Annotated in this window: 20 protein-coding genes; 6 read left to right on the forward strand and 14 right to left on the reverse strand. The window is 51.6% G+C overall.

Features of this window, described 5'->3' with window-relative positions; genetic code table 11:
• Window positions 1-5 precede the first annotated feature (5 nt).
• Both relA and rlmD read right to left on the reverse strand, forming a co-directional pair.
• Window positions 6-2240 carry a GTP diphosphokinase gene (relA, locus tag AACS05_RS18785; protein ID WP_045446871.1) on the reverse strand — a complete coding sequence of 745 codons (2235 nt, stop codon included), beginning with the start codon at window positions 2238-2240 and terminating at the stop codon, window positions 6-8.
• A gap of 125 nt (window positions 2241-2365) precedes the next feature.
• A complete protein-coding gene (gene rlmD, locus AACS05_RS18790; RefSeq protein ID WP_045446874.1) occupies window positions 2366-3664 on the reverse strand; it encodes a 23S rRNA (uracil(1939)-C(5))-methyltransferase RlmD in 1299 nt (432 codons plus the stop codon).
• 57 nt (window positions 3665-3721) lie between these two features.
• Between rlmD and barA the strand changes: the two genes are divergently transcribed.
• Window positions 3722-6478, forward strand: a complete 2757-nt coding sequence (gene barA / locus AACS05_RS18795) for a two-component sensor histidine kinase BarA (RefSeq protein ID WP_045446877.1) — start codon at window positions 3722-3724, stop codon at window positions 6476-6478.
• A gap of 80 nt (window positions 6479-6558) precedes the next feature.
• Here the strand turns inward: barA and AACS05_RS18800 are convergent, their stop codons facing one another.
• The 8 genes from AACS05_RS18800 to syd form a co-directional block, all read right to left on the reverse strand.
• A complete protein-coding gene (locus AACS05_RS18800) occupies window positions 6559-7701 on the reverse strand; it encodes a glycerate kinase (protein WP_045446880.1) in 1143 nt (380 codons plus the stop codon).
• A gap of 78 nt (window positions 7702-7779) precedes the next feature.
• The gene (gudD, locus tag AACS05_RS18805) at window positions 7780-9120 is read right to left on the reverse strand and encodes a glucarate dehydratase (RefSeq protein WP_045446883.1); all 1341 of its coding nucleotides are present in this window, start codon (window positions 9118-9120) and stop codon (window positions 7780-7782) included.
• A 20-nt stretch (window positions 9121-9140) separates the two neighbouring features.
• Entirely contained in the window at window positions 9141-10481 is a 1341-nt protein-coding gene (locus tag AACS05_RS18810; RefSeq protein ID WP_045446886.1) for an enolase C-terminal domain-like protein, read from the reverse strand.
• Between the two features lie 2 nt (window positions 10482-10483).
• A complete protein-coding gene (gene gudP, locus AACS05_RS18815) occupies window positions 10484-11836 on the reverse strand; it encodes a galactarate/glucarate/glycerate transporter GudP (protein WP_045446889.1) in 1353 nt (450 codons plus the stop codon).
• Window positions 11837-12316: 480 nt separating this feature from the next.
• Window positions 12317-12766 (reverse strand): flavodoxin, encoded by a 450-nt coding sequence (locus tag AACS05_RS18820; protein WP_045446892.1) that lies wholly within the window; start codon window positions 12764-12766, stop codon window positions 12317-12319.
• An 18-nt stretch (window positions 12767-12784) separates the two neighbouring features.
• Window positions 12785-13567 carry a tRNA pseudouridine(65) synthase TruC gene (gene truC / locus AACS05_RS18825; RefSeq protein WP_045446895.1) on the reverse strand — a complete coding sequence of 261 codons (783 nt, stop codon included), beginning with the start codon at window positions 13565-13567 and terminating at the stop codon, window positions 12785-12787.
• On the reverse strand, window positions 13567-13896 hold the full coding sequence (locus AACS05_RS18830) for a YqcC family protein (RefSeq protein WP_045446898.1): 330 nt from the start codon (window positions 13894-13896) through the stop codon (window positions 13567-13569). The genes truC and AACS05_RS18830 overlap by 1 nt, the downstream gene beginning before the upstream one ends.
• A gap of 632 nt (window positions 13897-14528) precedes the next feature.
• The gene (syd, locus tag AACS05_RS18835) at window positions 14529-15074 is read right to left on the reverse strand and encodes a SecY-interacting protein (RefSeq protein ID WP_045446901.1); all 546 of its coding nucleotides are present in this window, start codon (window positions 15072-15074) and stop codon (window positions 14529-14531) included.
• Between the two features lie 68 nt (window positions 15075-15142).
• On the opposite strand from syd, the gene queF reads away from it, so the two are divergent.
• The 5 genes from queF (at window position 15143) to xni (ending at window position 21612) form a co-directional block, all read left to right on the forward strand.
• Window positions 15143-15991 (forward strand): NADPH-dependent 7-cyano-7-deazaguanine reductase QueF, encoded by an 849-nt coding sequence (queF, locus tag AACS05_RS18840; RefSeq protein ID WP_045446904.1) that lies wholly within the window; start codon window positions 15143-15145, stop codon window positions 15989-15991.
• Between the two features lie 113 nt (window positions 15992-16104).
• Window positions 16105-17469 carry a nucleotide 5'-monophosphate nucleosidase PpnN gene (gene ppnN / locus AACS05_RS18845; RefSeq protein ID WP_045446906.1) on the forward strand — a complete coding sequence of 455 codons (1365 nt, stop codon included), beginning with the start codon at window positions 16105-16107 and terminating at the stop codon, window positions 17467-17469.
• Between the two features lie 562 nt (window positions 17470-18031).
• Window positions 18032-19321 (forward strand): HAAAP family serine/threonine permease, encoded by a 1290-nt coding sequence (locus tag AACS05_RS18850; protein ID WP_045446909.1) that lies wholly within the window; start codon window positions 18032-18034, stop codon window positions 19319-19321.
• 50 nt (window positions 19322-19371) lie between these two features.
• Window positions 19372-20739 (forward strand): L-serine ammonia-lyase, encoded by a 1368-nt coding sequence (locus tag AACS05_RS18855; RefSeq protein WP_045446912.1) that lies wholly within the window; start codon window positions 19372-19374, stop codon window positions 20737-20739.
• A 117-nt stretch (window positions 20740-20856) separates the two neighbouring features.
• Window positions 20857-21612 carry a flap endonuclease Xni gene (xni, locus tag AACS05_RS18860; protein WP_045446915.1) on the forward strand — a complete coding sequence of 252 codons (756 nt, stop codon included), beginning with the start codon at window positions 20857-20859 and terminating at the stop codon, window positions 21610-21612.
• A gap of 76 nt (window positions 21613-21688) precedes the next feature.
• Here xni and fucO read toward each other — a convergent pair whose 3' ends face one another.
• From fucO to AACS05_RS18880, 4 genes are all read right to left on the reverse strand, one after another.
• Window positions 21689-22837 (reverse strand): lactaldehyde reductase, encoded by a 1149-nt coding sequence (fucO, locus tag AACS05_RS18865; RefSeq protein WP_045446918.1) that lies wholly within the window; start codon window positions 22835-22837, stop codon window positions 21689-21691.
• 26 nt (window positions 22838-22863) lie between these two features.
• Window positions 22864-23511, reverse strand: coding sequence for an L-fuculose-phosphate aldolase (gene fucA, locus AACS05_RS18870; protein ID WP_045446921.1), 648 nt, complete (start codon window positions 23509-23511; stop codon window positions 22864-22866).
• Between the two features lie 232 nt (window positions 23512-23743).
• A complete protein-coding gene (locus tag AACS05_RS18875) occupies window positions 23744-24742 on the reverse strand; it encodes a LacI family DNA-binding transcriptional regulator (RefSeq protein ID WP_045446924.1) in 999 nt (332 codons plus the stop codon).
• 65 nt (window positions 24743-24807) lie between these two features.
• Window positions 24808-26388: an FGGY-family carbohydrate kinase gene (locus tag AACS05_RS18880; protein WP_045446927.1), complete on the reverse strand. Its 1581-nt coding sequence runs from the start codon at window positions 26386-26388 to the stop codon at window positions 24808-24810.
• Between the last annotated feature and the right edge of the window lie 4 nt (window positions 26389-26392).

Raw genomic sequence — 26392 nt, forward strand, 5'->3', positions numbered from 1 at the left:
AAAAATTATCCACCGTGTAAACGACGCGCGTCGATCACATCGGGTACCTGATTGAGCTTGCCGAGTACGCGCCCGAGCACCTGCAGGTTATAAATTTCGATGGTCATATCGATAGTAGCAAGCTGCTGTTTAGTATCACTACGGCTGGCAACACCCAGCACGTTCACCTTCTCGTTAGCCAGAATGGTAGTGATATCGCGCAATAAGCCGCTACGATCGTTGGCCTGAACACGGACAACCAGCGAATACCCGGCAGAATAACTCTCGCCCCACACCGCGTCGACAATTCGTTCCGGCGCATGTGAGCGCAGCTCCACCAGTTGTTCGCAATCGGCCCGGTGTACGGAAATACCACGCCCCTGGGTGATAAATCCAACGATCTCATCGCCAGGGATCGGCTGGCAGCAGCGAGCGATGTGATGCATCAGGTTTCCAACCCCTTCAACCACGACTCGACCATCATCTTTACGACGGCTTTGCGGCGCATGCGTTTTCTGCTGAAGCTGTTTCAGCGCCGCCGCATCTTGTTCGGCTGCACTCGGCTTATTAAACTGCGATTGCAGGAAGTTCACCATCTGGTTGAGGCGGATATCTCCCCCACCAATCGCGGCCAGCAGTTCCTCAAGTTCGTTGAAGTTGTAACGCGGAAGCAGGTGTTTTTCAGCCTCTTTCAGACTAATGCCCAAATGCGCCAGTTCGTCATCGAGGATCTGTCTTCCCGCCAGAATATTCTTGTCCCTGTCTTGTTTACGGAACCAGGCATGAATTTTCGAGCGGCCACGACTGGTAGTCACATAACCCAGGTTAGGGTTCAGCCAGTCACGACTTGGGTTTGGCTGCTTCTGGGTGATAATTTCAATTTGATCACCCATTTGTAGCTGGTAGGTAAACGGCACGATGCGTCCACCAATTTTGGCACCAATACAACGGTGTCCCACATCACTGTGAATGTGATAGGCAAAATCAAGCGGCGTGGAGCCAGCGGGTAAGTCCACGACATCGCCTTTTGGCGTAAAGACATAAACCCGATCGTCAAAGACCTGGCTGCGCACTTCGTCCAGCATTTCGCCGGAATCCGCCATCTCTTCCTGCCAGGCGATCAGCTTACGTAGCCACGCAATCCGATCTTCATGACCGGAGCGAGCCGCACCTGACGCGGTGCCCTCTTTGTACTTCCAGTGCGCCGCGACGCCCAGCTCCGCATCTTCGTGCATCTGTTTAGTACGGATCTGGATTTCAATGGTTTTACCGCCTGGCCCCAGCACAACCGTATGGATTGACTGGTAACCGTTAGGTTTCGGATTCGCGACGTAGTCATCAAACTCATCAGGCAGATGGCGATAGTGGGTATGTACAATCCCGAGCGCGGCATAGCAGTCCTGCAGACGTTCCGCCACGATACGCACGGCGCGCACATCGAACAGTTCATCAAAGGCCAACTGCTTTTTCTGCATTTTGCGCCAGATGCTGTAAATATGTTTCGGGCGACCGTACACTTCCGCTTTAACGCCTTCAATTTTCATTTCAGAGCGCAAATGTCCGACGAACTCATCAATGTAGTGTTCGCGATCGATGCGGCGCTCATGCAGCAATTTGGCAATGCGCTTGTATTCTTCCGGATGCAGATAGCGGAAGCAGTAATCTTCCAGCTCCCATTTTAACTGCCCGATCCCTAAACGGTTGGCCAGCGGAGCATAGATATTGGTGCACTCTTTTGCCGCCAGTACACGTTCATCTTCCGGTGCGTCTTTCACTTCACGCAGGTGCGCAATACGTTCTGCCAGTTTGATGACCACACAGCGGAAGTCGTCCACCATTGCCAACAACATGCGACGGACGTTATCGACCTGTTCTGATGAGACTGAGTCGGTATGCGTTGCTTTAAGCTGGCGGATCGCCGCCATATCGCGTACACCGTGGATAAGATTGACGATAGACGTGCCTACGCTTTCACGCAGAGTATCTTCGCTAACCACGCTGGCATCCGCCAGAGGAAACAGCATTGCAGCCCGCAGTGTGTCGATATCCATACTCAACATAGAGAGTATTTCCACCATTTCCACACCACGCCACAGCAGCAGATCCGCATCCGGATGCCCCTGTGTTTGCTGCAGGCAGTACGCCCAGGTTTCGGCTAAGCGTTCACACGACTGCTGGCTGGAGATCCCGAGACTCGCGATCCATTTCTTTGGATCAAACTCACCAGCTTTATTTATATGTGCACTTCTTACCGCAACCATCGTCCTCTCCTTAAGGGGCCAGGCCTGTCGAAGTCGACAAGCCATACCCACTGTCTTTCAGGCTGCATTTTTGTTGGCTTCTGACAGACTCAATGCAACCCGAAATTCATCGGGTAAAATATTTATTACAAACGCTCAAACAGGACCATTGATTCCAGATGTCCAGTGTGCGGGAACATATCGAGCATCGCCAGTCGTTGAATGGCATATCCCGCGTTAAGCAACGCTTCGCTGTCACGAGCCAGCGTAGCAGGATTACAGGATACATAAACAACGCGACCAGGTTTTAATTTTATAATATGTTGCATCACGCCTGCAGCCCCCGCACGCGCAGGATCGAGAAGGACTTTATCGAACCCATTTTTCGCCCACGGCTGCCTGGTGACATCTTCCTCAAGGTTTTCATGAAAGAATGTCACATTGTGTAATCCATTATTCAGTGCATTTTCCCGGCCTTTTTCCACCAGCGCAGGCACACCTTCAACCCCCACCACACTTGCAGCTCGTGCAGCCAGCGGCAGCGTAAAATTCCCCATACCGCAGAACAGATCGAGCACGCGATCCTCAGGCTGCACATCCAGCCATTCCAGTGCCCGGGCCACCATTTGTTGGTTCACCCCTTCATTGACCTGGATAAAATCACGCGGGCTGAAGGTTAAACGTAGTCCATTTGAGTCGTACCAGGGCGATTCCCCTGAGATTGATTCAAGTATCTCGCTTTGTGGAGCCAGAAACAAAGACAGTCCCTGGGAATGCGAAAAGCATTCCAGTTTTTCTTTATCGGCTGCACTTAGTGGTGCCGTATGCCGCAAAATCATCAGGGTGCCGTTACCCGCCTGCACCAGTTCAACATGACCAAGATGCCGAAGCCCCTGCAAACTCTCCAGGCACGCCCTGATGTCGGGCAGCAGCGCCTCAAGTTGGGGCACCAAAACAGGGCATTGCTTCACATCGATAATGTCGCTGGAGCCGGATTGACGAAATCCCATCTGCAACTGCTGTTCTTTGGGTCGATAGTTCAGACTTAAACGCGCCCGACGACGATAACCCCACGGAGTGCCAGAAATGATTTCTGAAACCTCACATTTCATCAAACGTGACAGCGCCGCACTTTTACTTCGCTGCTGCAGATGAATGCTTGCATGCTGCTGCTGGCAGCCGCCACACACACCGAAATGTGGGCAACGTGGCACTTCACGATCCGAACTGTCGTTTAAGCGACGTTTGACTTGCGCTCGGGCAAACTGTTTTTTATCTTCGGTTATTACGACCTCGGCGCTTTCCTGGGGCAATAATTCCGGTATAAACAGGGCCTTCCCGTTATGGCGAGCTACGCCCTGACCAAAAGGATCGAGGTCATTGACAGTAACGGTTATGATCTGACGCGTCGTCACGCGTCGCTTTGCAGAGTAGAATTGCGCCATCGACGAGATATTTCTCTATTTAACAGTGTGACCCTAATTGTCCCATAACGGAACTCCATGACCAACTACAGCCTGCGCGCTCGCATGATGATTCTGATCCTGGCCCCGACCGTCCTGATTGGTTTGCTGCTAAGTATCTTTTTTGTTGTGCACCGCTATAACGACTTGCAGCGTCAACTGGAAGACGCGGGTGCCAGCATCATTGAGCCACTTGCTGTCTCCAGCGAATATGGCATGAACTTGCAAAATCGGGAATCCATCGGCCAGCTTATCAGCGTGCTGCACCGCCGCCATTCCGATATCGTGCGGGCAATTTCTGTCTATGACGAAAATAACCGATTGTTCGTCACATCAAACTTTCATCTCGATCCATCGGAAATGCAGCTTGCTACCGGCGAGCCGTTTCCCCGCAAGCTGAGCGTTACCCGGCTCGGGGATATCATGATCCTGCGTACCCCTATTATATCGGAAAGCTATTCTCCGGATGAATCTGCCATTAGCGATGCGAAAAATACGAAAAACATGCTGGGATACGTGGCACTTGAGTTAGACCTCAAATCAGTGCGGCTACAACAGTACAAAGAGATCTTCATCTCCAGCGTTATGATGCTGTTTTGTATTGGTATTGCGTTAATTTTCGGCTGGCGTCTGATGCGTGACGTCACCGGGCCTATCCGCAACATGGTGAATACCGTCGACCGTATACGAAGAGGGCAACTCGACAGCCGGGTAGAAGGATTCATGTTGGGTGAGCTGGATATGCTGAAGAATGGCATCAACTCAATGGCGATGTCTCTCGCCGCCTATCATGAAGAGATGCAGCACAATATTGATCAGGCCACCTCCGACCTGCGTGAAACTCTGGAGCAAATGGAGATTCAGAACGTCGAACTGGATCTGGCGAAGAAGCGCGCCCAGGAAGCTGCGCGCATTAAATCTGAGTTTCTGGCAAACATGTCGCATGAACTGCGTACGCCGCTTAATGGCGTCATTGGTTTTACACGCCTGACGTTAAAAACTGAGTTAAACACCACGCAACGGGATCACCTGAATACGATTGAGCGCTCTGCCAACAATCTGTTGGCTATCATCAATGACGTACTCGACTTCTCCAAACTGGAAGCAGGTAAGCTGATCCTGGAAAGTATCCCCTTTCCTCTGCGCAGTACGCTGGATGATGTCGTAACACTTCTGGCACACTCATCCCATGATAAAGGGCTTGAGCTGACGCTTAATATTAAGAATGATGTGCCAGACAATGTAATCGGCGATCCGCTGCGCTTACAGCAGGTCATTACCAATCTGGTCGGGAATGCCATCAAATTTACCGAGAGCGGTAATATCGACATTCTGGTCGAGAAACGCTCCCTCAGTAATACCAAGGTACAAATCGAAGTACAAATCCGCGATACCGGCATTGGTATTCCGGAACGAGATCAGTCCCGTCTGTTCCAGGCCTTCCGCCAGGCGGATGCCAGTATTTCACGACGCCACGGTGGCACCGGGCTGGGGCTGGTGATTACACAAAAACTGGTTAACGAAATGGGTGGGGATATTTCGTTCCATAGCCAGCCGAATCGCGGCTCCACTTTCTGGTTTCATATCAGTCTCGATCTCAATCCTAACGTTCTCAGTGAACGCTCACCAACCCGTTGCCTGGTCGGTAAACGGCTGGCCTACGTTGAACCCAATGCCACTGCAGCACAATGCACATTGGATATATTAAGTGAAACACCGCTGGAGGTGATTTACAGCCCGTCATTCTCCGCGCTGCCAGCGGATCATTACGATATTTTGCTACTCGGCGTACCCGTTACTTTCCGTGAACCGCTCACAATGCAGCATGAGCGACTGGCAAGCGCTGCGGCGATGTCAGATTTCCTGTTACTGGCGCTTCCTTGCCATGCGCAAATTAACGCGGAGAAATTAAAACAAGGCGGCGCTGCGGCGTGTCTTTTAAAACCACTTACCTCAACCCGCTTGCTGCCTGCACTCACGGAGTATTGTCATCTGAATCAAAGCGCAGAGCTGCTGCTGATGGATGAGAGTAAAATTGCCATGACCGTCATGGCTGTGGATGACAATCCGGCGAACCTCAAACTGATCGGCGCATTGCTGGAAGATAAGGTGCAGCACGTCGAACTGTGTGACAGCGGACATCAGGCAGTAGATCGCGCCAAGCAGATGCAGTTTGATCTGATTCTGATGGATATTCAGATGCCGGATATGGACGGTATACGCGCTTGTGAACTGATCCATCAACTTCCTCATCAGCAACAGACGCCAGTTATTGCCGTAACGGCACACGCCATGGCCGGTCAAAAAGAGAAGCTACTCAGTGCCGGAATGAACGATTATCTGGCGAAGCCAATCGAAGAAGATAAGCTGCATAATCTGCTGTTACGCTACAAGCCCGGAGCAGTTGCGTTGACCCGGGCGATTGCCGTTGAACCCCTTGAGCCAGTCGTCAACCCGAACACCACGCTCGACTGGCAACTGGCATTAAGACAAGCCGCAGGGAAAAACGATCTGGCGCGCGATATGCTGCAAATGTTGATCGATTTCCTGCCTGAGGTTCGTAACAAAATTGAAGAACAACTGGTAGGTGAAAATCCCGAAGGCCTGGTGGATTTGATTCACAAACTGCACGGCAGCTGCGGCTATAGCGGCGTTCCCCGTATGAAGAATCTGTGCCAGCTCATTGAGCAGCAGTTGCGCAGTGGCACCAAAGAAGAAGATCTGGAACCTGAATTTTTAGAGCTTCTTGATGAAATGGATAACGTCGCGCGAGAAGCGAAGAAGATGTTGGGATAACGGTTTAACTACCCGGTGAGCTTAGTGCCGCCGGGTAAATCGCCGGATTGCGGCGTAAACACCTTATCCGGCCCAATAATTCAACGTAATTGTTGCCCCACTTTAAGCGTCGCAGCCACATTTCGCGCCGTCATCCGTACATTTTCGCTCGCATTATCCAGCGCCTCGTCCAGCGTACAAATGGTAAAAATCACGCTAAAAACAGCATCGATACCATGCTCATGCACCACACCAACATCCGGTGTCAGACTACCCGCAATACCAATGACGGGCTTATTGTAACGCTTTGCAACGTTTGCCACACCGACCGGCACTTTGCCATGAATCGTCTGGCTGTCGATACGCCCTTCGCCGGTCACCACTAAATCCGCATCTGCGACGCAGTCATCAAGGTGTAACGCATCGGTTACGATCTCTATGCCACAACGTAACTGAGCGCCACAAAACGCATACAGCGCAGCCCCCATGCCACCGGCAGCGCCGCCGCCAGCCAGCTCGAGCACCTCAACATTCAGATCGCGGTCAATCAAATGCGCATAGTGCGTTAGCGCCTGATCCAAACGCGCAATCACTTCGGGTGTAGCCCCTTTTTGCGGACCAAATACCGCAGAGGCCCCCTCTTTACCAGTAAGCGGGTTGGTCACATCACATGCCACTTCGATGCGACACTCGGCAAGACGTGCGTCTAACTGAGAGATATCAATCCTGGCGAGCGCTTCCAGGCCCATACCGCCCTGTGCAATGTCGTTATTCTGCTCATCCAGTAATCTTGCCCCCAGTGCCTGCACCATACCGGCACCACCATCGTTTGTTGCACTACCACCAATCCCGATGATGATATGCTCAACCCCCGCATCCAGCGCATGACGTATCAGCTCTCCGGTACCCCAGGAGGTCGTTTTTAGCGGGTCACGTGAACCCGGTGGCACCAGCTCCAGCCCACTGGCTGCTGCCATCTCAATAAACGCGGAACGTGCATCCCCCGATAAGCCATAAAATGCCTGAACATTGCTTCCCAGAGGACCAGTAACATCAACATGAACAAGGCGACCTGCCGTTGCAGCAACCATTGCTTCAACCGTTCCCTCGCCACCATCAGCAAGCGGGATCTTTACGTAATCAGCATCAGGCCAAATTTCACGAAACCCCTGCTCAATGGCAGTTGCCACCTCAAGCGCACTCAAACTTTCCTTATAGGAGTCCGGTGCGATCACTATTTTCATAAAGCATCCTTACGCATGTTGACGGTGTTAAGCATACAACAGGAGAAGTGCCGGTTCCTGTCAGAACCGGCATAACGCTTAGCGCACCATGCATGGGCGTTTATTATCAAAGGTCCAGTTCGGGATCAGATACTGCATTCCCATCGCATCGTCACGCGCCCCCAGTCCATGTTTCTGGTACAGTTCGTGCGCTTTCATTACTTGATCCATATCGAGTTCCACGCCCAGCCCCGGTTTCGCAGGTACCTGCACCATGCCACCTTTAATTTCAAACGGCTCTTTGGTCAGACGCTGGTTGCCTTCCTGCCAGATCCAGTGAGTGTCGATAGCCGTAATTTTACCCGGTGCCGCCGCTGCTACATGGGTAAACATCGCCAGCGAAATATCAAAGTGGTTATTGGAGTGAGAGCCCCATGTCAGGCCAAACTCATGGCACATCTGCGCCACGCGTACGGAACCCTGCATAGTCCAAAAATGCGGATCCGCCAGCGGAATATCAACGGATTGCAGAGACAGCGTATGCCCCATTTGACGCCAGTCGGTCGCGATCATATTGGTCGCCGTCGGCAGTCCGGTAGCGCGACGGAATTCTGCCATCACTTCACGCCCGGAGAAGCCCTGCTCTGCCCCACACGGATCTTCGGCATAGGCCAGCGAGCCTTTCAGGTATTTACCGATTTTGATCGCTTCATTGAGCGACCAGGCACCGTTTGGATCCAGCGTCACGCGCGCCTGTGGGAAGCGTTTCGCCAACGCAACAATAGATTCAGCCTCTTCTTCCCCTGCCAGCACGCCGCCTTTCAGTTTGAAGTCATTGAAGCCATATTTTTCATACGCCGCTTCTGCCAGTCTTACCACTGCATCCGGAGTCATCGCCTCTTCATGACGCAGACGATACCAGTCACATTGCTCATCCTGCTGGCTCTGATACGGCAACGGCGTCGCTTTACGGTTGCCAACAAAGAACAGATAACCAAGCATTTCGACTTCGCTACGCTGCTGACCATCGCCCAGCAAAGAGGCCACGTTTACCCCCAGATGCTGACCCAGCAGATCCAGCATTGCTGCTTCGATCCCGGTAACAACGTGAATAGTGGTACGTAGATCGAAGGTCTGCAAACCACGCCCACCGGCATCGCGATCGGCAAATGTATTGCGTACGGCATTCAGCACATTTTTATATTCGCCAAGCGCTTTGCCGACTACCAGCGGGATCGCATCTTCCAGGGTTTTGCGAATTTTCTCGCCACCGGGAATTTCACCGACGCCAGTATGGCCGGAGTTATCTTTGATAATCACAATATTACGCGTGAAGAATGGGGCATGCGCGCCGCTCAGATTCATCAGCATGCTGTCGTGACCCGCAACCGGAATAACCTGCATAGCGGTAACGACTGGGGTAGTAAATTGTGTACTCATCATTGTGTCCTTATTCAAAATCAGTGACGGCCGAAAACGGGACGTTTACGGTCAAAAGTCCATCCGGGGATCAAATACTGCATCGGGCCTGCGTCATTACGCGCGCCACCGGGCAACGCCTTATACGCTTCATGTGCTTTTTGTACCTGATCCCAGTCCAGTTCCACACCCAGTCCGGGGGCGTCCGGAACAGCAATTTTTCCGTTCTTAATTTCCAGTGGATTTTTCGTCAGGCGGCAATCACCCTCCTGCCAGATCCAGTGCGTGTCGATAGCCGTCGGATTGCCCGGTGCAGCAGCACCAACATGGGTAAACATCGCCAGCGATATATCGAAGTGGTTATTCGAGTGGCAACCCCAGGTCAGGCCCCAGTCATCGCACAACTGTGCCACGCGCACCGCGCCAGAAAGCGTCCAGAAGTGCGGATCGGCCAGCGGAATATCCACAGAGTTGAGCATCACTGCATGACCCATTTCACGCCAGTTGGTGGCGATCATATTAGTCGCGACAGGCAGTCCCGTCGCACGACGGAACTCCGCCATCACTTCGCGACCAGAGAACCCTTGTTCCGCACCACATGGGTCTTCCGCGTAGGTCAGAACATCATTCAACCCTTTACACAGCGAGATAGCTTCATCCAGTAGCCAGGCACCGTTGGGATCGACCGTAATACGTGCGTCTGGGAAGCGTTTTTTCAGCGCACGTGCGGTTTCAATTTCCTGCTCACCTGGCAGCACACCGCCTTTGAGTTTGAAATCTTTAAAACCGTAGCGATCCTGCGACGCTTCTGCCAGACGTACTACCGCATCGCTGTTCATCGCTTGCTGGTGGCGCAGGTGATACCATTCATGATTACCCGGAGTACTTTCCAGATACGGTAAATCGGTCTTTGTGCGATCGCCGACATAGAACAAATAGCCAAGTACGGTCACCGCGTCGCGCTGTTTACCCGGCCCTAACAGTTCGCAGACCGGTACATTGAGCGCTTTGCCCAGCAGATCCAACAGCGCAGCTTCCAGCGCCGCCACCGCGTTGACTCGCAGCTCAAAGGTCCAGGCGCCTTTACCAAAGGTGTCAAAGTCAGCCGCCTGATTTCCTTTATGTACCTGCTGGACCACTTTATTCAGCCGGGCGACCTCCTTGCCCAATACCATCGGGATGGCGTCTACCAGCGTCTGATAAATCACTTCCCCGCCCGGCGCTTCACCGACGCCGGTATTCCCAGCGTTGTCGGTGAGAACGACGATGTTGCGGGTAAAATGTGCGTTGTGCGCGCCGCCAATATTAAGCAGCATGCTGTCATGCCCGGCCACCGGGATGACCTTCATGTCGGTAATTACGGGACTCGATTGTGTTGTCATGATCATTGCCCTGCTACAGGTTTCAGTTCGATACGCTTAATATCGCCCACCAGCACCAGATAGCTCAGTACGGCAATCAGCGCGTGAACACCCACGTAAATCAATGCGCCGTTGAACGAGCCAGTGGTGCCAACGATGTAGCCGATGGCAATAGGCGTCACGATGCCGGAGATGTTACCGAACATATTGAACAGGCCACCGCTCAGGCCGCTGATCTCTTTTGGTGCGGTATCAGCCATCACCGCCCAACCCAGCGCCCCAATACCTTTGCCAAAGAAGGCCAGTGCCATAAAGCCGATGATCATCCATTCAACGTTGACGTAGTTACAGAACACCATCACCATCGATAACAGCATCCCCATAACAATTGGCGTTTTACGGGCGATATTCAGCGAACCAGTACGGCGCATCAGCCAGTCGGAAATAATGCCGCCGAGCACGCCACCAGCGAAGCCGCAAATCGCCGGCACCGAGGCGACAAACCCCGCTTTCAGAATCGACATGCCGCGTGCCTGCACCAAATAAACTGGGAACCAGGTAATGAAAAAGTAGGTCAGGGCGTTAATACAGTACTGACCGATATAGATACCTACCATCATACGAGAGCCAATCAGTTGCTTAATTTGCCCCCACTTCACGCTGAACGGAACTTTGGCTTTGGCTGCGGCCTGATCCATGTTGATCAGCGCGCCACCTGCGGCAATATACTCAAGCTCTTTTTGGTTCACGCCAGGATGCTGGTTCGGTTCGTGGATAACCTTCAACCAGATAAAGCTAATCACGATCCCGAGGCCCCCCATAAAGAAGAACACGTGTGACCAACCCACTTCATGAGTCAGCCAGCCCATAATCGGAGCGAAGATAACGGTGGCAAAGTACTGTGCAGAGTTGAAGATAGCGACCGCCGTTCCCCTTTCCTGTGCCGGGAACCAGGCCGCGACGATTCGACTGTTACCGGGGAATGAAGGCGCTTCAGCGAGACCAACCAGGAATCGCAGAGTGAACAGCGCAACGATGATGCCGAAGCCGCTAAAGATGTCGACGAAGCCCTGCAACAGGGTAAACATGGACCAGATAAAGATGGACCAGAAATAGACACGTTTTGAACCGAAGCGGTCGAGCAGCCAGCCGCCGGGGATCTGGCCGATAACATAAGCCCATGAGAAGGCAGAGAAAACATATCCCATGCCAACCGCATCCAGGCCAATGTCTTTGGCCATTTCTGAACCAGCAATCGATAAGGTAGCGCGATCGCCGTAGTTGAAGGATGTGACGATAAACAGCATCACCACTATCCAGTAGCGAGCATTTGTGCGTTTTTCCGCACTGCTCGCTGCCTGACTTAATGAACTCATTGTTGCACTCCTGAATTTTCGTGTTAGCCACGCTCACTCTGAACTGCACAACCGGTAGGGAATCAGAGGTGACGTTTCATATATATGCAGCTTTTTATGAGGTCGTTCGCCTTGCATGCTGCGTTTTTATTTACTGGCATAAGCAGTATAAAAAGCGTCCCGCGCGCTCTCACCGTGCAACAACACAACATTTTGGCAGCGTATCACGTATGTTTGTGGCAAAAGCCCAGGGTACTGGAAGCAACTTCACGGAAATGAAATCCGATGGGTTGAAAAGGAGAATGTCAGGCGTGAAAAGAGAGGAGTGTGAAACAGGTCGCTTGACCCTATGAAAACGCCAGTAAAACCCCTTTCAAATGAAAGGCTTTTACTGGCATTTGCCCGAAGCTAACACGATTCAGTTTTATTAGGATAGAAACGGGTCGTTCTTTTGCTTGCTGGCACAGGCAAGGCACCCTCCCGGTAGGGGGAGGGTGAACCTTAAGACAGGAGGGTTCCCCAGTTTTCTACCCAGGGATTGGATTCACTTTCCGGCTCAGGGTGCTCACTGGCATCAATCAGCAGCATCTCACCCACGCGCTGGGCGCTCTGCTCCTGTAGCAAAGCGTCAAACTGTTTTCCGCCATTGCAGAAATTAACGTAGCTACTGTCACCCAGTGCAATCACGCCGTAACGCAGATTTGGCTGGAAACCAAGATTATCTTTAATCCCCTGAAACAGCGGCACAATGCTGTCGGGAAGATCCCCTTGTCCGGTTGTTGAGGTTACTACCAGTACATATTTTTCCTGATACGCCTGCCAGTCAGTCAGCTCAGGATCTTCAAACACCGTGGCTTTATGACCCTGCGCAGTAAGGATCGCTTCGGCCTCTTCGGCTACCAGCAGCGCGTTTCCGTACATCGTGCCGACAAAAATACCAATTTCCGCCATACCCTTTGTCTCCCTGAATTAAGAATCTATCTGCTCATCCTGACCCGACGGCTCGCTTAACTCAACCCTTTCATTCTCAGGGAGAAGTCCACGCCAGCCAAACTGTGATAACGCCTGCATCCAGACCTCGTCAAGTCCGGCGCGAATAACCAGCGGCTCCCCGGTAAACGGATGAATAAGTTCAAGCTGGCTGGCATGCAGCATTAATCGCTGGCAACCGAAATGCTCTGCAGCACTGCGATTTTGCCGCAAATCTCCATGCTTACTGTCGCCAATTATAGGATGGCGCAAGTGAGCAAGATGGCGTCTGAGTTGATGCTTACGCCCTGTTTGAGGATCAAGCTCCACCAGCCCGTATCGGGTTGTCGGATAGCGCCCGGTTGCCACCGGCATTTCAACCGTCGCCAGACCTCGATAATGTGTGACCGCTGGCTGCGGCTCTTTGTCCACGCGGGCAAATTTATCGGCGATTTTATCCAACTCCTCCACCAGTGGATAATCCAGCACCGCATCATCCATCAGCCAGCCGCGCACAATCGCATGGTAACGTTTCTGGATTTGATGCTGCTCAAACTGCTGCGACAACAGACGCCCGGCTTCACTGGATAACCCCATCAGCAGCACACCAGATGTCGGTCTGTCGAGGCGATGAACGGTAAAAACATGCTGACCAATCTGGTCGCGCACCGTTTGCATCACCACCACTTTCTCGTCACGGTCGAGCCAACTACGGTGGACCAGCCAGCCAGAAGGTTTATTTACAGCAACCAGCCATTCATCCTGATAGAGTATTTCCAGCATCAGATGTTATCGCTTGTAAACAGCGCATCCAGATCCTGCAATGCCATCAGAATAACCTCACGCTGCGGATGATCGGCTGCCAGCGCCATTTCGTAATACGGCGAGATGGCAAATGCCTCCGGAAGCGGCTGAGCATTATCCAGCAGGGCATGCATGCGGGGAATCAACACCCATTGCAGCCATTCAACTGGTTCCATGGTATCCATACAAAAAGGCTGCGTGCTGGTAAACAGATGCTCCTCTGGCTCATCCATCCGCCAGTGATTATGTTCACGCAGCAACGCTTCTAGCGCATGTAACTGCTCGCGCACACGGTCATGAGTCGTCATGAAATTAACCTCAATGATGAAAAATCTGGCGCGAAGAATAGCACTTGTGAGAAGGAAATAAAAAAAGGGAGCACTGTAAAAACAGTGCTCCCGGTTCGTTTCGCAGCATTCCAGCTACTTTTAGTGCTCCCTGCTCATCCGTGACAACTTTTCCTGTGGTCTTTCGACCTGTTCGTCCTGAACGTTTGCATCCTGCTCACACCACCCCGATGTGAAAACTTCATCCTGAAGTGTCCCTGGCCATCCTGACCCACCGGCTATCCTGACCGGCTCTCGTTCTCCTTCCTGGAGGTGTCCTTTAACGCATCCAGCGTTTTCCTCTTTGCTTCATCCTGAAGCCTGTCCTTGCAACACCATCCTGGTGTGTCCTGCAGAAGTGTCATCATCCTGATGTTCACTTCGTTGTGCGACTCCTTGTCGACAGAGATAGAATCGCCTGTTTCGCCTTATCTTACAAGACACTTACAGACAACCCCTTAAGCTTTTTTTCATATGAAAGCGGGTAGTAAGATAGTAATACGTTGATTTACATAAAATTAGTGTTAAATGGAACAACTAAACCTTTACTTATTACCTGGCAATCTCCTACAGGGTTTGTAAGAGATCTCTCACACGGTTCAGGGCAAACTGGACTACAGAACAGGCTTAAGTTGAGTGAGAAATTCCGCAAGCGAAGCCGCCAGTACCGTTCTGTTACGGGTACCCAGCGTTTCTTTGCACACTTCTCCTGACAGGTTGCACACGGAAATGACATCAAGTTCATTTTCTTGTGTGGCAATAAAAAGCGTAGGCGATAACTTGAGTCGCTTTTGCGTAACCAGATGGCCGATCAGGTTTTCCTGAACACGCCTGAAGTCATCTTCACTCCAGGTTTGCAGCAATGTCAGCTTTTCATCTGCAAACTGCGCGTGCATATCCCCGGCAAACTGGGTGGTATAAAAAGCATGAATAGCGGGTTGTATCACAATATCAAAGGCGCGTTCAACCGCATTTACGTTGGCGTCTCCCACAAAGGGTTGGGGTTGCCAGTACACCGCATCATTGGTGGAAGAAATAATGCACGGAGAAGGAACGCCGTACAGCTCTTCGCTCAACGGCCAACTGTTATTTTGTTCATGCCATGCGTCGCAATAACGTGTCGTAAAGGCTGTCAACGCCTGCGCAGTCAATTCGTCCACTGATTTCTCTCTTCACAAAAGCCAGGATACACTTGTCGCATAGTGTATCTGGTTTATGACGGTGAAACATGTCTTCTTATGAAAACCATCAGGCGCTTGATGGCCTGACTCTCGGAAAATCAACAGATTACCGGGATAATTACGATGCCAGTCTGTTGCAGGGCGTTCCGCGCAGCCTGAACCGCGACCCGCTGGATTTAAAGGCCGATAACCTGCCTTTTCACGGTGCCGATATCTGGACGCTGTATGAACTGTCCTGGCTGAATGCTAACGGCTTGCCGCAGGTTGCCGTCGGTCATGTTGAACTGGATTACACCAGCGTTAATCTGATTGAATCGAAAAGCTTTAAGCTCTATCTGAACAGCTACAACCAAACCCGGTTTGACTCCTGGGATGCGGTTCGCCAGACGCTGGAAAACGATCTGCGCGCCTGCGCTCAGGGTGATGTCAGCGTGGCACTCTATCGTATTGACGAACTGGAAGGGCAACCTATTGCCCATTTCAACGGTACCTGCATCGATGACCAGGACATCGTTATCGACAACTACGAATTCAGTACAGAGTATCTGGAAAATGCCGTTAGCGGTGAGAAAGCGGTGGAAGAAACCCTGGTCAGCCACTTGCTGAAATCCAACTGTCTGATCACTCATCAGCCGGACTGGGGCTCCATACAGATTCAGTACCGTGGACGGAAAATCGATCGCGAGAAGCTGTTGCGTTATCTGGTCTCTTTCCGCCATCACAATGAATTCCACGAGCAGTGCGTGGAACGCATTTTCAATGACATTCTGCGCTTCTGCCAGCCGGAAAAACTGAGCGTCTACGCGCGCTACACTCGACGTGGCGGCCTGGACATTAATCCGTGGCGAACTAACACCAATTTTGTCCCCGCCATCGGCAGACTGGTACGTCAGTAATCTTTTTTCTCAATTTTGCGTGTCGGATTCCGCACGCAAGGTTGTGAAAGATCATAAGCCAGGGCTATTGTAATCAATAGAGGATGATGTCTCTCGTCCCGTAAGGAGTTTACTTGATTACACATATTAGCCCCCTTGGCTCAATGGACATGTTGTCGCAGCTGGAAGTCGATATGCTTAAACGCACGGCCAGCAGCGACCTGTATCAACTGTTTCGTAACTGTTCTCTTGCCGTCCTGAACTCCGGCAGTTTGACTGACAACAGCAAAGAGCTGCTGTCACGTTTTGAAAGTTTCGACATTAACGTGCTACGCCGCGAACGTGGCGTGAAGCTGGAGCTGATTAACCCACCTGAAGATGCGTTTGTTGATGGACGTATTATTCGCGCGCTACAGGCCAACCTGTTTGCCGTGCTGCGCGATATTCTTTTTGTCAACGGACAGATCAGTAACGCCGGTCGCTTTCAACATCTGGATCTTGAAAGCTCAGTGCACATCACTAACCTGGTCTTCTCAATCCTGCGTAACGCCCGAGCGCTGCACGTCGGTGAAGCGCCGAATATGGTCGTCTGCTGGGGCGGTCACTCGATTAACGAAAATGAGTACCTTTATGCCCGCCGCGTCGGCACTCAACTGGGTCTGCGTGAACTGAACATCTGTACCGGTTGTGGTCCAGGAGCGATGGAAGCCCCGATGAAAGGTGCTGCGGTCGGCCACGCCCAACAGCGCTACAGAGACAGCCGCTTTATCGGTATGACTGAGCCATCAATCATTGCCGCTGAGCCGCCTAACCCGCTGGTTAACGAACTCATTATCATGCCGGACATTGAAAAACGTCTGGAAGCGTTTGTACGTATTGCGCACGGTATTATCATTTTCCCTGGTGGCGTAGGTACAGCGGAAGAGCTGCTGTATCTGTTGGGGATCCTGATGAATCCGGCCAACAAAGATCAGGTTCTGCCACTGATCCTGACCGGTCCTAAAGAGAGTGCGGATTACTTCCGGGTCCTGGATGAGTTTATCGTGCACACGCTGGGAGAAAATGCTCGTCGTCACTACCGCATCATCATTGATGATGCTTCGGAAGTAGCGCGCTTGATGAAAAAAGCGATGCCGCTGGTGAAAGAGAATCGCCGCGACACCGGAGATGCCTACAGTTTCAACTGGTCGATTCGTATCGCACCTGACTTGCAGATGCCGTTCGAGCCGTCCCATGAAAACATGGCCAATCTGAAACTGTATCCTGACCAGCCCGTTGAAGTGCTGGCGGCTGACCTGCGTCGTGCGTTCTCCGGTATTGTTGCGGGTAACGTGAAAGAAGTTGGCATCCGTGCCATTGAAGAGTTTGGCCCGTACAAAATCCACGGTGACCGCGAGATGATGCGGCGCATGGACGATCTCCTGCAGGGCTTTGTTGCGCAACATCGTATGAAGCTACCTGGTACTGCGTATATCCCTTGCTACGAGATCTGCGCTTAACCTCCAACGACAGATTGACGCTGCTATCGCGGTGACAGATTTGTCCATATACAAGCCGGGATTGGCACCTCTGCCTCCCGGCTTTTTTAGTGATACCAGTCACATAGCACAACTCCAACACATAAATACCAATAATATCTCCTCAAAAAAGCCTCAACACGCAAACGTTTACCTTACGAAGCCGACCGTGATTTATCGCCGCAAATTATTATTAGTCGCCAGAATTCACTAAAAATGACAGTTTTTACAGCGCAACGCTCGTATCTTCTCGCCTTACCTTTCATGGCATATGTCGTTAATGGTAGCCTTCGCGCCCGTAAATTCGCTTTGACTATTTTTTAACAGATTAATGGTCCAAATTTATCCACATAAAAGGTGGATTATTGCATTTGAGATCGCGATCACTGATACATTCATAACTAAAATGTATCTTTCCGCCCGAAAATTATTACGGCGAAAAATTATATAAAAAATCGCTAAACGAATTTCGTTTTACAGTCGGGTCTTTTTTCATTGGATTGAACCCAAACCTGACTTTTTAAGCTTCCTCCAGGAGAAATAGATGGAAAACACGCAAACCAGCACTATCGTTACGGGCCAGACCCGCAGCGCATGGCGCAAGACAGACACCATGTGGATGTTGGGCCTTTACGGCACGGCGATTGGCGCGGGTGTATTATTCCTGCCAATTAACGCAGGCGTTGGCGGTATGATCCCGCTGATTATCATGGCCATTCTTGCCTTCCCGATGACCTTCTTTGCTCACCGTGGCCTGACTCGCTTCGTGTTATCCGGTAAAAATCCGGGTGAAGACATTACCGAAGTTGTAGAAGAACACTTTGGCATTGGCGCGGGTAAGCTGATCACTCTGCTCTACTTCTTCGCTATTTACCCAATTCTGTTGGTGTACAGCGTTGCTATCACTAACACAGTAGAAAGCTTCCTGACCCATCAGCTAGCAATTACCCCACCGCCGCGCGCGATCCTTTCTCTGATCCTGATTGTCGGCATGATGACCATTGTTCGCTTCGGTGAGCAGATGATCGTGAAAGCGATGAGCATCCTGGTGTTCCCGTTCGTTGCTGCATTGATGCTGCTGGCTCTGTACCTGATCCCTCAGTGGAGCGGTGCGGTTCTGGAAACTCTGTCTTTTGACTCTGCTGCAACCACCGGCAATGGCCTGTTGTTGACCCTGTGGCTGGCAATCCCGGTAATGGTGTTCTCCTTCAACCACTCCCCGATCATCTCCTCCTTCGCCGTAGCGAAGCGTGAAGAGTACGGTGATGAAGCTGAGAAGAAATGTTCTAAGATCCTGGCATTCGCTCACATCATGATGGTATTGACCGTTATGTTCTTCGTCTTCAGCTGCGTATTTAGCCTGACCCCGGCGGATCTGGCTGCGGCGAAAGAGCAGAACATCTCCATCCTGTCTTACCTGGCGAACCACTTTAACGCGCCGATCATTGCCTGGATGGCACCGATCATCGCGATTATTGCTATCACCAAATCCTTCCTCGGCCACTACCTGGGCGCACGTGAAGGTTTCAACGGTATGGTAATTAAGTCTCTGCGTAGCAAAGGCAAATCCATCGAAATCAACAAACTGAACAAAATCACTGCGCTGTTCATGCTGGTAACCACCTGGATTGTGGCAACGCTGAACCCGAGCATCCTCGGTATGATTGAGACCCTGGGTGGCCCAATCATCGCGATGATTCTGTTCCTGATGCCGATGTATGCGATTCAGAAAGTACCGGCAATGCGTAAGTACAGCGGTCATATCAGCAACGTCTTCGTTGTGATTATGGGCCTGATTGCAATCTCCGCTATTTTCTACTCGCTGTTTAGTTAATCCCCTGCGCCGCCCTCGTGCGGCGCACCTCGTTACACAATGGACGCCTAATGATTAGCGTATTCGATATCTTCAAAATCGGCATTGGCCCTTCCAGTTCCCATACTGTAGGCCCAATGAAAGCAGGCAAACAATTCACGGACGACCTGATTGCACGCGGAATACTCACTGACGTAACCCGCGTAGTGGTTGATGTTTATGGTTCTCTGTCTCTGACGGGGAAAGGCCACCACACCGACATCGCGATTATTATGGGCCTGGCGGGTAATCTGCCGGATACCGTAGACATCGACTCCATCCCGGGATTCATCCAGGATGTTAATACTCATGGACGTTTGCTGCTGGCAGACGGTCAGCATGAAGTTGAGTTCCCGGTCGATAAGTGCATGAATTTCCATACAGATAATCTGTCTCTGCACGAAAACGGGATGCGAATTACTGCGCTGGCGGGTGAAAAGGCCATATACAGCCAGACCTACTATTCCATTGGCGGTGGATTTATCGTTGATGAAGAACACTTTGGTTTACCGAATAACTCGCCGGTAAATGTGCCGTACCCGTATAAATCCGCAGCCGATCTGCAAAGACATTGCCAGGAAACTGGCCTGTCACTTTCCGGTCTGATGATGCAAAACGAACTGGCGTTACACAGCAAAGAAGAGCTGGAACAGCACTTTGCCAACGTCTGGGAAGTCATGCGTAGCGGAATTGAACGTGGCATCACCACAGAAGGCGTGTTGCCGGGCAAACTGCGCGTTCCACGTCGAGCGGCAGCGCTGCGTCGTATGCTGGTTAGCAGCGATAAAACCACCACCGATCCGATGGCGGTTGTTGACTGGATCAACATGTTCGCGCTGGCGGTTAATGAAGAAAATGCTGCCGGTGGACGCGTGGTCACTGCACCGACTAACGGTGCGTGCGGGATTGTTCCGGCTGTGCTGGCGTATTACGACAAGTTCATCCGCGAAGTGAACGCTAACTCACTGGCACGCTATATGCTGGTCGCAAGCGCCATTGGTTCACTATACAAGATGAACGCCTCTATCTCAGGTGCTGAAGTCGGTTGCCAGGGTGAAGTCGGCGTAGCATGTTCAATGGCGGCGGCGGGTCTGGCTGAACTGCTGGGCGGTAGCCCAACGCAGGTATGTATCGCCGCGGAAATCGGTATGGAACACAACCTCGGTTTAACCTGCGATCCGGTTGCCGGTCAGGTTCAGGTACCGTGCATTGAACGTAATGCCATTGCCTCCGTGAAAGCGGTTAATGCTGCACGTATGGCGCTGCGCCGTACCAGCGAGCCGCGCGTGTGCCTCGATAAAGTTATCGAGACCATGTACGAAACGGGTAAAGACATGAACGCCAAGTACCGCGAAACTTCTCGCGGCGGCCTGGCAATGAAGATTGTTACCTGCGATTAATTCTCTTCAGATTGCCGGACTGGCGTTAACCGCCATCCGGCAAAATGTTGATTTCTGATATTAGCCTCGCTTCGCCGTGAATGTTACCCTACACCCTGATTTGTAAGGGAGAACATTGTGGCCGTCCATCTGCTTATCGTTGATGCACTGAATCTCATCCGCCGCATTCATGCGGTTCAGGGTTCACCCTGTGTGGAGACATGCCAGCACGCGCTCGATCAATTAATTGTGCACAGCCAGCCCACGCATGCTGTTGCAGTATTTGATGATGAAGCACGTAACAGCGGCTGGCGTCACCAACGACTGCCCGACTACAAAGCGGGCCGTCCACCGATGCCCGACGAATTACATAATGAAATGTCCGCCTTACGCACCGCTTTTGAGCAGCGTGGGGTCTGCTGCTGGGTCTCAAGTGGTAATGAGGCTGACGATTTGGCCGCAACCCTGGCAGTAAAAGTCACCCAGGCCGGGCATCAGGCTACCATTGTCTCGACCGATAAAGGCTACTGTCAGTTGCTCTCCCCGACGCTGCGTATACGCGATTATTTTCAAAAGCGCTGGCTGGATGCACCGTTCATTGAGAAAGAGTTTGGCGTACTGCCTCAGCAGTTACCGGATTACTGGGGACTGGCGGGGATAAGCAGTTCAAAAGTACCTGGCGTCGCAGGCATTGGTCCTAAAAGCGCAACCCAGTTGTTAGTTCAGTTTCAACATCTGGAAGGGATTTACGCCCATCTCGATAATGTGCCTGAAAAATGGCGTAAGAAACTGGAGGCGCACAAAGAGATGGCATTTCTTTGCCGCGATATCGCCCGGTTGCAAACGGATTTACATATCGACGGGAATTTGCAGCAACTTCGGCTGATACGATGATAAATGAATTGCCGTGTGGCTGCGCTCATCCGGCTTACAGAACCAACAAACTGTAAGCCGGATACGTACATAAGAACTACCAGGCCATATGGTACAACTCGACAATATCGGCAAGGCTCGCTTCACGCGGATTTCCACCGGTACAAACATCATCGAATGCCGCCTGCGCCAGCGCCGATATATCGTCTTTACGCACGCCAACGTCACGTAAGTGCAGCGGGATCCCCACGTCACGGTTAAGCCCAAACACCGCATCAACGGCGGCTTTGCGTGCCTCTTCCAGAGTCAGATTTTCCACCTTCACACCCATCGCCCGGGCGATATCACGGAATTTTTCTCCAGTAAATTCAGCGTTGTACTGCATTACATGCGGCAACAAAATAGCATTGGCGACGCCGTGCGGTGTGTTATAAAACGCCCCCAACGGGTGCGCCATACCATGCACCAGCCCCAGACCGACGTTTGAGAACCCCATTCCCGCAACGTACTGGCCCAGCGCCATCGCTTCACCCGCCTGAAGGTCTCCGGCAACTGAACCGCGTAACGCACTGGCAATAATCTCAATAGCTTTAATGTGCAGCGCATCCGTTAACGCCCATGCTGCACGCGTGATGTAGCCTTCAATGGCGTGGGTCAGCGCATCAACGCCGGTCGCAGCCTTTAATGCGGCAGGCATGCCATCCATCATATCCGCATCAATAAACGCCACCTGCGGGATATCATGCGGATCGACACAAACAAACTTACGCCTGTTCTCCTCATCCGTGATCACGTAGTTAATGGTCACTTCTGCTGCCGTCCCCGCCGTAGTGGGGATTGCCATAACCGGTACGCTCGGGAAGCGCGTTGGCGATAACCCTTCCAGACTGCGTACATCGGCAAACTCAGGGTTATTATGGATAATGCCAATAGCCTTACAGGTATCCTGCGGCGAACCGCCACCAATGGCTATCAGATAGTCTGCACCACTTTTCTGGAAGACACTCAGCCCTTCTTGTACCACCGCAATGGTTGGATTGGGCATTACGCCGGAAAAAATGTCCCATTCCAGACCAGCTGCGTCCATCCGCGATGTTACCTTATCGACAACACCACACTGCACCAGATTAGCATCTGTCACAATCAGCGCTTTATGGTAACCACGGCGGATGACCTCATCGGTTAACGCCCCAACAGCTCCCCGGCCAAACCATGCCGTTTCGTTCAGAATCATTCTGTTCGCCATCGTTTTTCTCCTTTCGCTATGCGAAATTACTCTTCAATACGTAATCCATAGGATTTGAATTTCTCCAGCACAATAGCGATTTCTTCATCATCCAGTACCGGAACGGGATCGACAATCGCCAGCGTGCTCAGATAAAGACGGGCCAGAACTTCCACTTCTTGTGCCAGCCACAAGGCTTTTTCCAGATTCGCCTCGCAGGCAATCAGCCCATGATGCTGCAACAGTGTGGCTTTACGGTTTTGCAGGGCAACAACCACATGCTCTGACAGTTCGCGAGTACCAAATGTCGCATACGGCGCACATGGAATGGAGTTACCTCCGGCAGCCGCAATCATGTAGTGAATGGCAGGGATTGGACGGTTCAGAATCGACACCGCAGTGCAATGAATCGCATGATTATGCACGACCGCATTAGCATCTGGCCGTGTCTGGTAGGCAGCCAGATGAAAACGCCATTCGCTGGAAGGTAATTGTCCTTTATCATAATTACCGTCGTTATCGACATACACGATCATATTTTCTGTGAGTCTTTCATAAGGAATACCGCTGGGCGTGATCAACATTCCGTTCTCATAACGTGCACTCACATTTCCCGCCGTTCCCTGATTCAGTCCAAGGCTGGTCATTTCAAGGCAGGTTTCAATAATTTCTCGAGATAAACGCATTCTTTCCATAATGAATCTCCGGGTACAGTTTCCCCTCGTCTTTATTGCGAAATAATGCACCCGCAGAATAAGACGCGGTCAGGTTTCAGATATGAGCAACCACTGAATATTATTATTCAGATTCAGTAGGCTGAATTATTTTTGGTACATACACAAAATCATTCAAATTGCGTCAAGACGGCAAGTGAGCGAACGCAGCCAACGCGGAGGCAGCTTGAAGGATGACGTGTAGAGCTACGTGTTATTTCTGTCTGACACGCTTAATAAGTTTCATCTCAACTTTTACCGTTTCTTTAATTGGCTGATCGTCAATTGCACTCATCATCATATCGAATGCTTTTTCTGCCCAGACATTTTCGTCCTGCTGCATTGACCAGACATTATTGGCCAGGAATCCCAACATCGGATGTTCATCGAATGTCCCAATATTGATATCAGGTGGAATAACACCAAAACGGTTGCGAATCGCGATAACTGCACCTTCCAGCACGGGTAACGACGAGGCGATAAACGCCTGAGGGCAGCCCTGCTCGTTGATCAGTTTGTCCATGAGTCGATAGCCACCATCCGGGGTATTGTCCGGGCCTTCACGCACCCAATCCTGATGAGAAATACCATTTTTACTCAACGCATTTAGGTAACCTTTCAAACGATCGCCGATACTGGGCAGACCGGTATCCCCCACTAAAAACCAGATTGGCGATTTCCCCGCGTCAAACAAACTTTGCGTCAGCTTTTCACCACCCAAAATATTATGACTTTCAACCAGCGCGTTATCGGTGTACTTAAAATCACGGTCAAGTAACACCATTGGTTTTCTGACCTGGCGTAAATGGTGTTGCTGATTTTCTAATGTCGAAGGAACAATAAAGAGACCGTCAACATTGCGTGCAATTAACGCTTTGGTTAATTTGTTTTCGTAATCCACATCATCGTAGGTACAGCTAATCGTTAGCTGATATCCAGAGCGACGACAGCGTTGCTCGAGTTTTTCTGCGAGCGTGGCAAAAAAGACGTTGGAAATATTGGGCACAATCAGACCCAGCGTATCCGTTTTATTGAGTTTCAGGCTACGGGCCGAATGGTTTATCACGTAACCATATCGCTCAACGTATTCATTAATGCGAGTCTGGGTTTTGACGCTGATCCGATATTGCTCAGCTTTCCCATTCAGCACCAGTCGCACGGTCGTAACCGATAAATTCAGATCGCTGGCTATCTGTTCTACTGTTTTAGCCATCTATATGCCCCAGTCCACATCCAAAACGTCCATTCACAATCATAAAAGTATTTTAAACTTTTGTCTTACTGCATCAGTTGGTTAAGCGCCTGCTGTTGATCCCACATTGTAAGATAAGCCTGATATTTGCGGGTATAAAAGTCCTGCCGCTGTGGATTTGCCTTAATCACTTCACCTGGCGTAACCATCGCCTGGCACGCTGCTGGAAAATTCGACCACGCGCCGCTTGCGACCGCGCCGGTAATCGCCGCGCCTAATGTCACGGCATCTTCTTCCTGCATCAGATGGATATCGCATCCGGTAGCATCGGCATACTCTCGCAGCCACAAAGGATTATGCGTAGCGCCGCCACACAGCGTCAGTCGAGAAATGGTATGGCCGTTTTCGCGCATCACTTCCATAATATGCCGCGTACCGCAGGCGATCGCCTGTAATGTCGCCAGATACAAGCGGGCAAGCTGTCCCTCTCCTCGCTCAAGAGTCAAACCGCAGACGCTGCCCCTGGCATCGGGTCTTGCTCGCGGTGAACGGTTTCCGTGGTGATCGGCCAATACATGCAGATAGCGCCCCGGCTCCGATTCATTTTCTTCCAGCGCAGCAACCCATTCATTCACTAAAACGATCGGATGACAGCCCCGCGCTTCGGCTTTACGAAACAGCTCGGCGCTGGCTCCTGACTCCTGAAGTGTCCAGTCAACTAACGCACCGGCAGCACTCTGCCCACCTTCCGTCAGCCAGTAGCCTGGCAACATGGCGGACCAATACGGCCCCCATACACCCGGCGTATGAATTTCCTGTGCGCTGCATAACATATGGCAATTTGACGTTCCGCTAATCAGCGCCAGCGTTCCCGCAGGCTGAGCACCAGCAAGTGCAACTCCGCCAGCATGGGCATCAATCATTCCACTAGCGACCACTACTGCTGTCGTCAGCCCCAACGCCTGTGCAGCTTCTGGGCTAAGCGTACCAACAGCAGCTCCCGGCGGCAGGATCCGAGACGGAATTTTGCCCAGTAGATCGGTTAATTCAACAGCGTCGAGCAGGGAATGGCTAAAGCGTTGCTCATGTGCCAGATAGTTCCATTTGCAGGTCAGGGTACACAGTCCCGCCACATCATTATCGGTGGCTTTCCAGACCAGAAAATCCGCCAGATCGTAGAGGCGATGCGCACTCTGCCAGGTAGCGGGAAAATGATTCTTCAGCCAGAGTGCTTTAGGAAGCTCCATTTCTACACTGACTTCACCACCTACGTAGCGCAGAGCCGGATCCTTTGTCGCATTGATACACTGGGTCTCTTGCGCTGCACGGTGATCCATCCACATGATGATGTTATGGTCCGGCGATTCCCCAGGTGAAACCGCCAGCCCCTGCCCTTGCTTATCCAGCGCGACCAGAGAACAGGTGGCATCAAAACCCAGTGAACGGATCTCCTCTGCAGGAACGCCGGCTGACGACACAGCCCCTTTCACCGCACTGCAAACCTGCAGCCAGATTTCAGCAGAAGATTGCTCCACTCGCTCCGGGCCTGGTCGAAACTGCGAGATAGGGAAAGTCGCAAAGGCCAGGCGCTTGCCGCTGGCATCAAATACACCGGCCCTGACGCTTGCGGAACCGACATCCACACCGAGGAAATATCCACTGCTCATAGTA

Origin of the sequence: Citrobacter sp. S-77, assembly GCF_963864895.1 — a bacterium.
GTDB lineage: Bacteria > Pseudomonadota > Gammaproteobacteria > Enterobacterales > Enterobacteriaceae > Citrobacter > Citrobacter murliniae.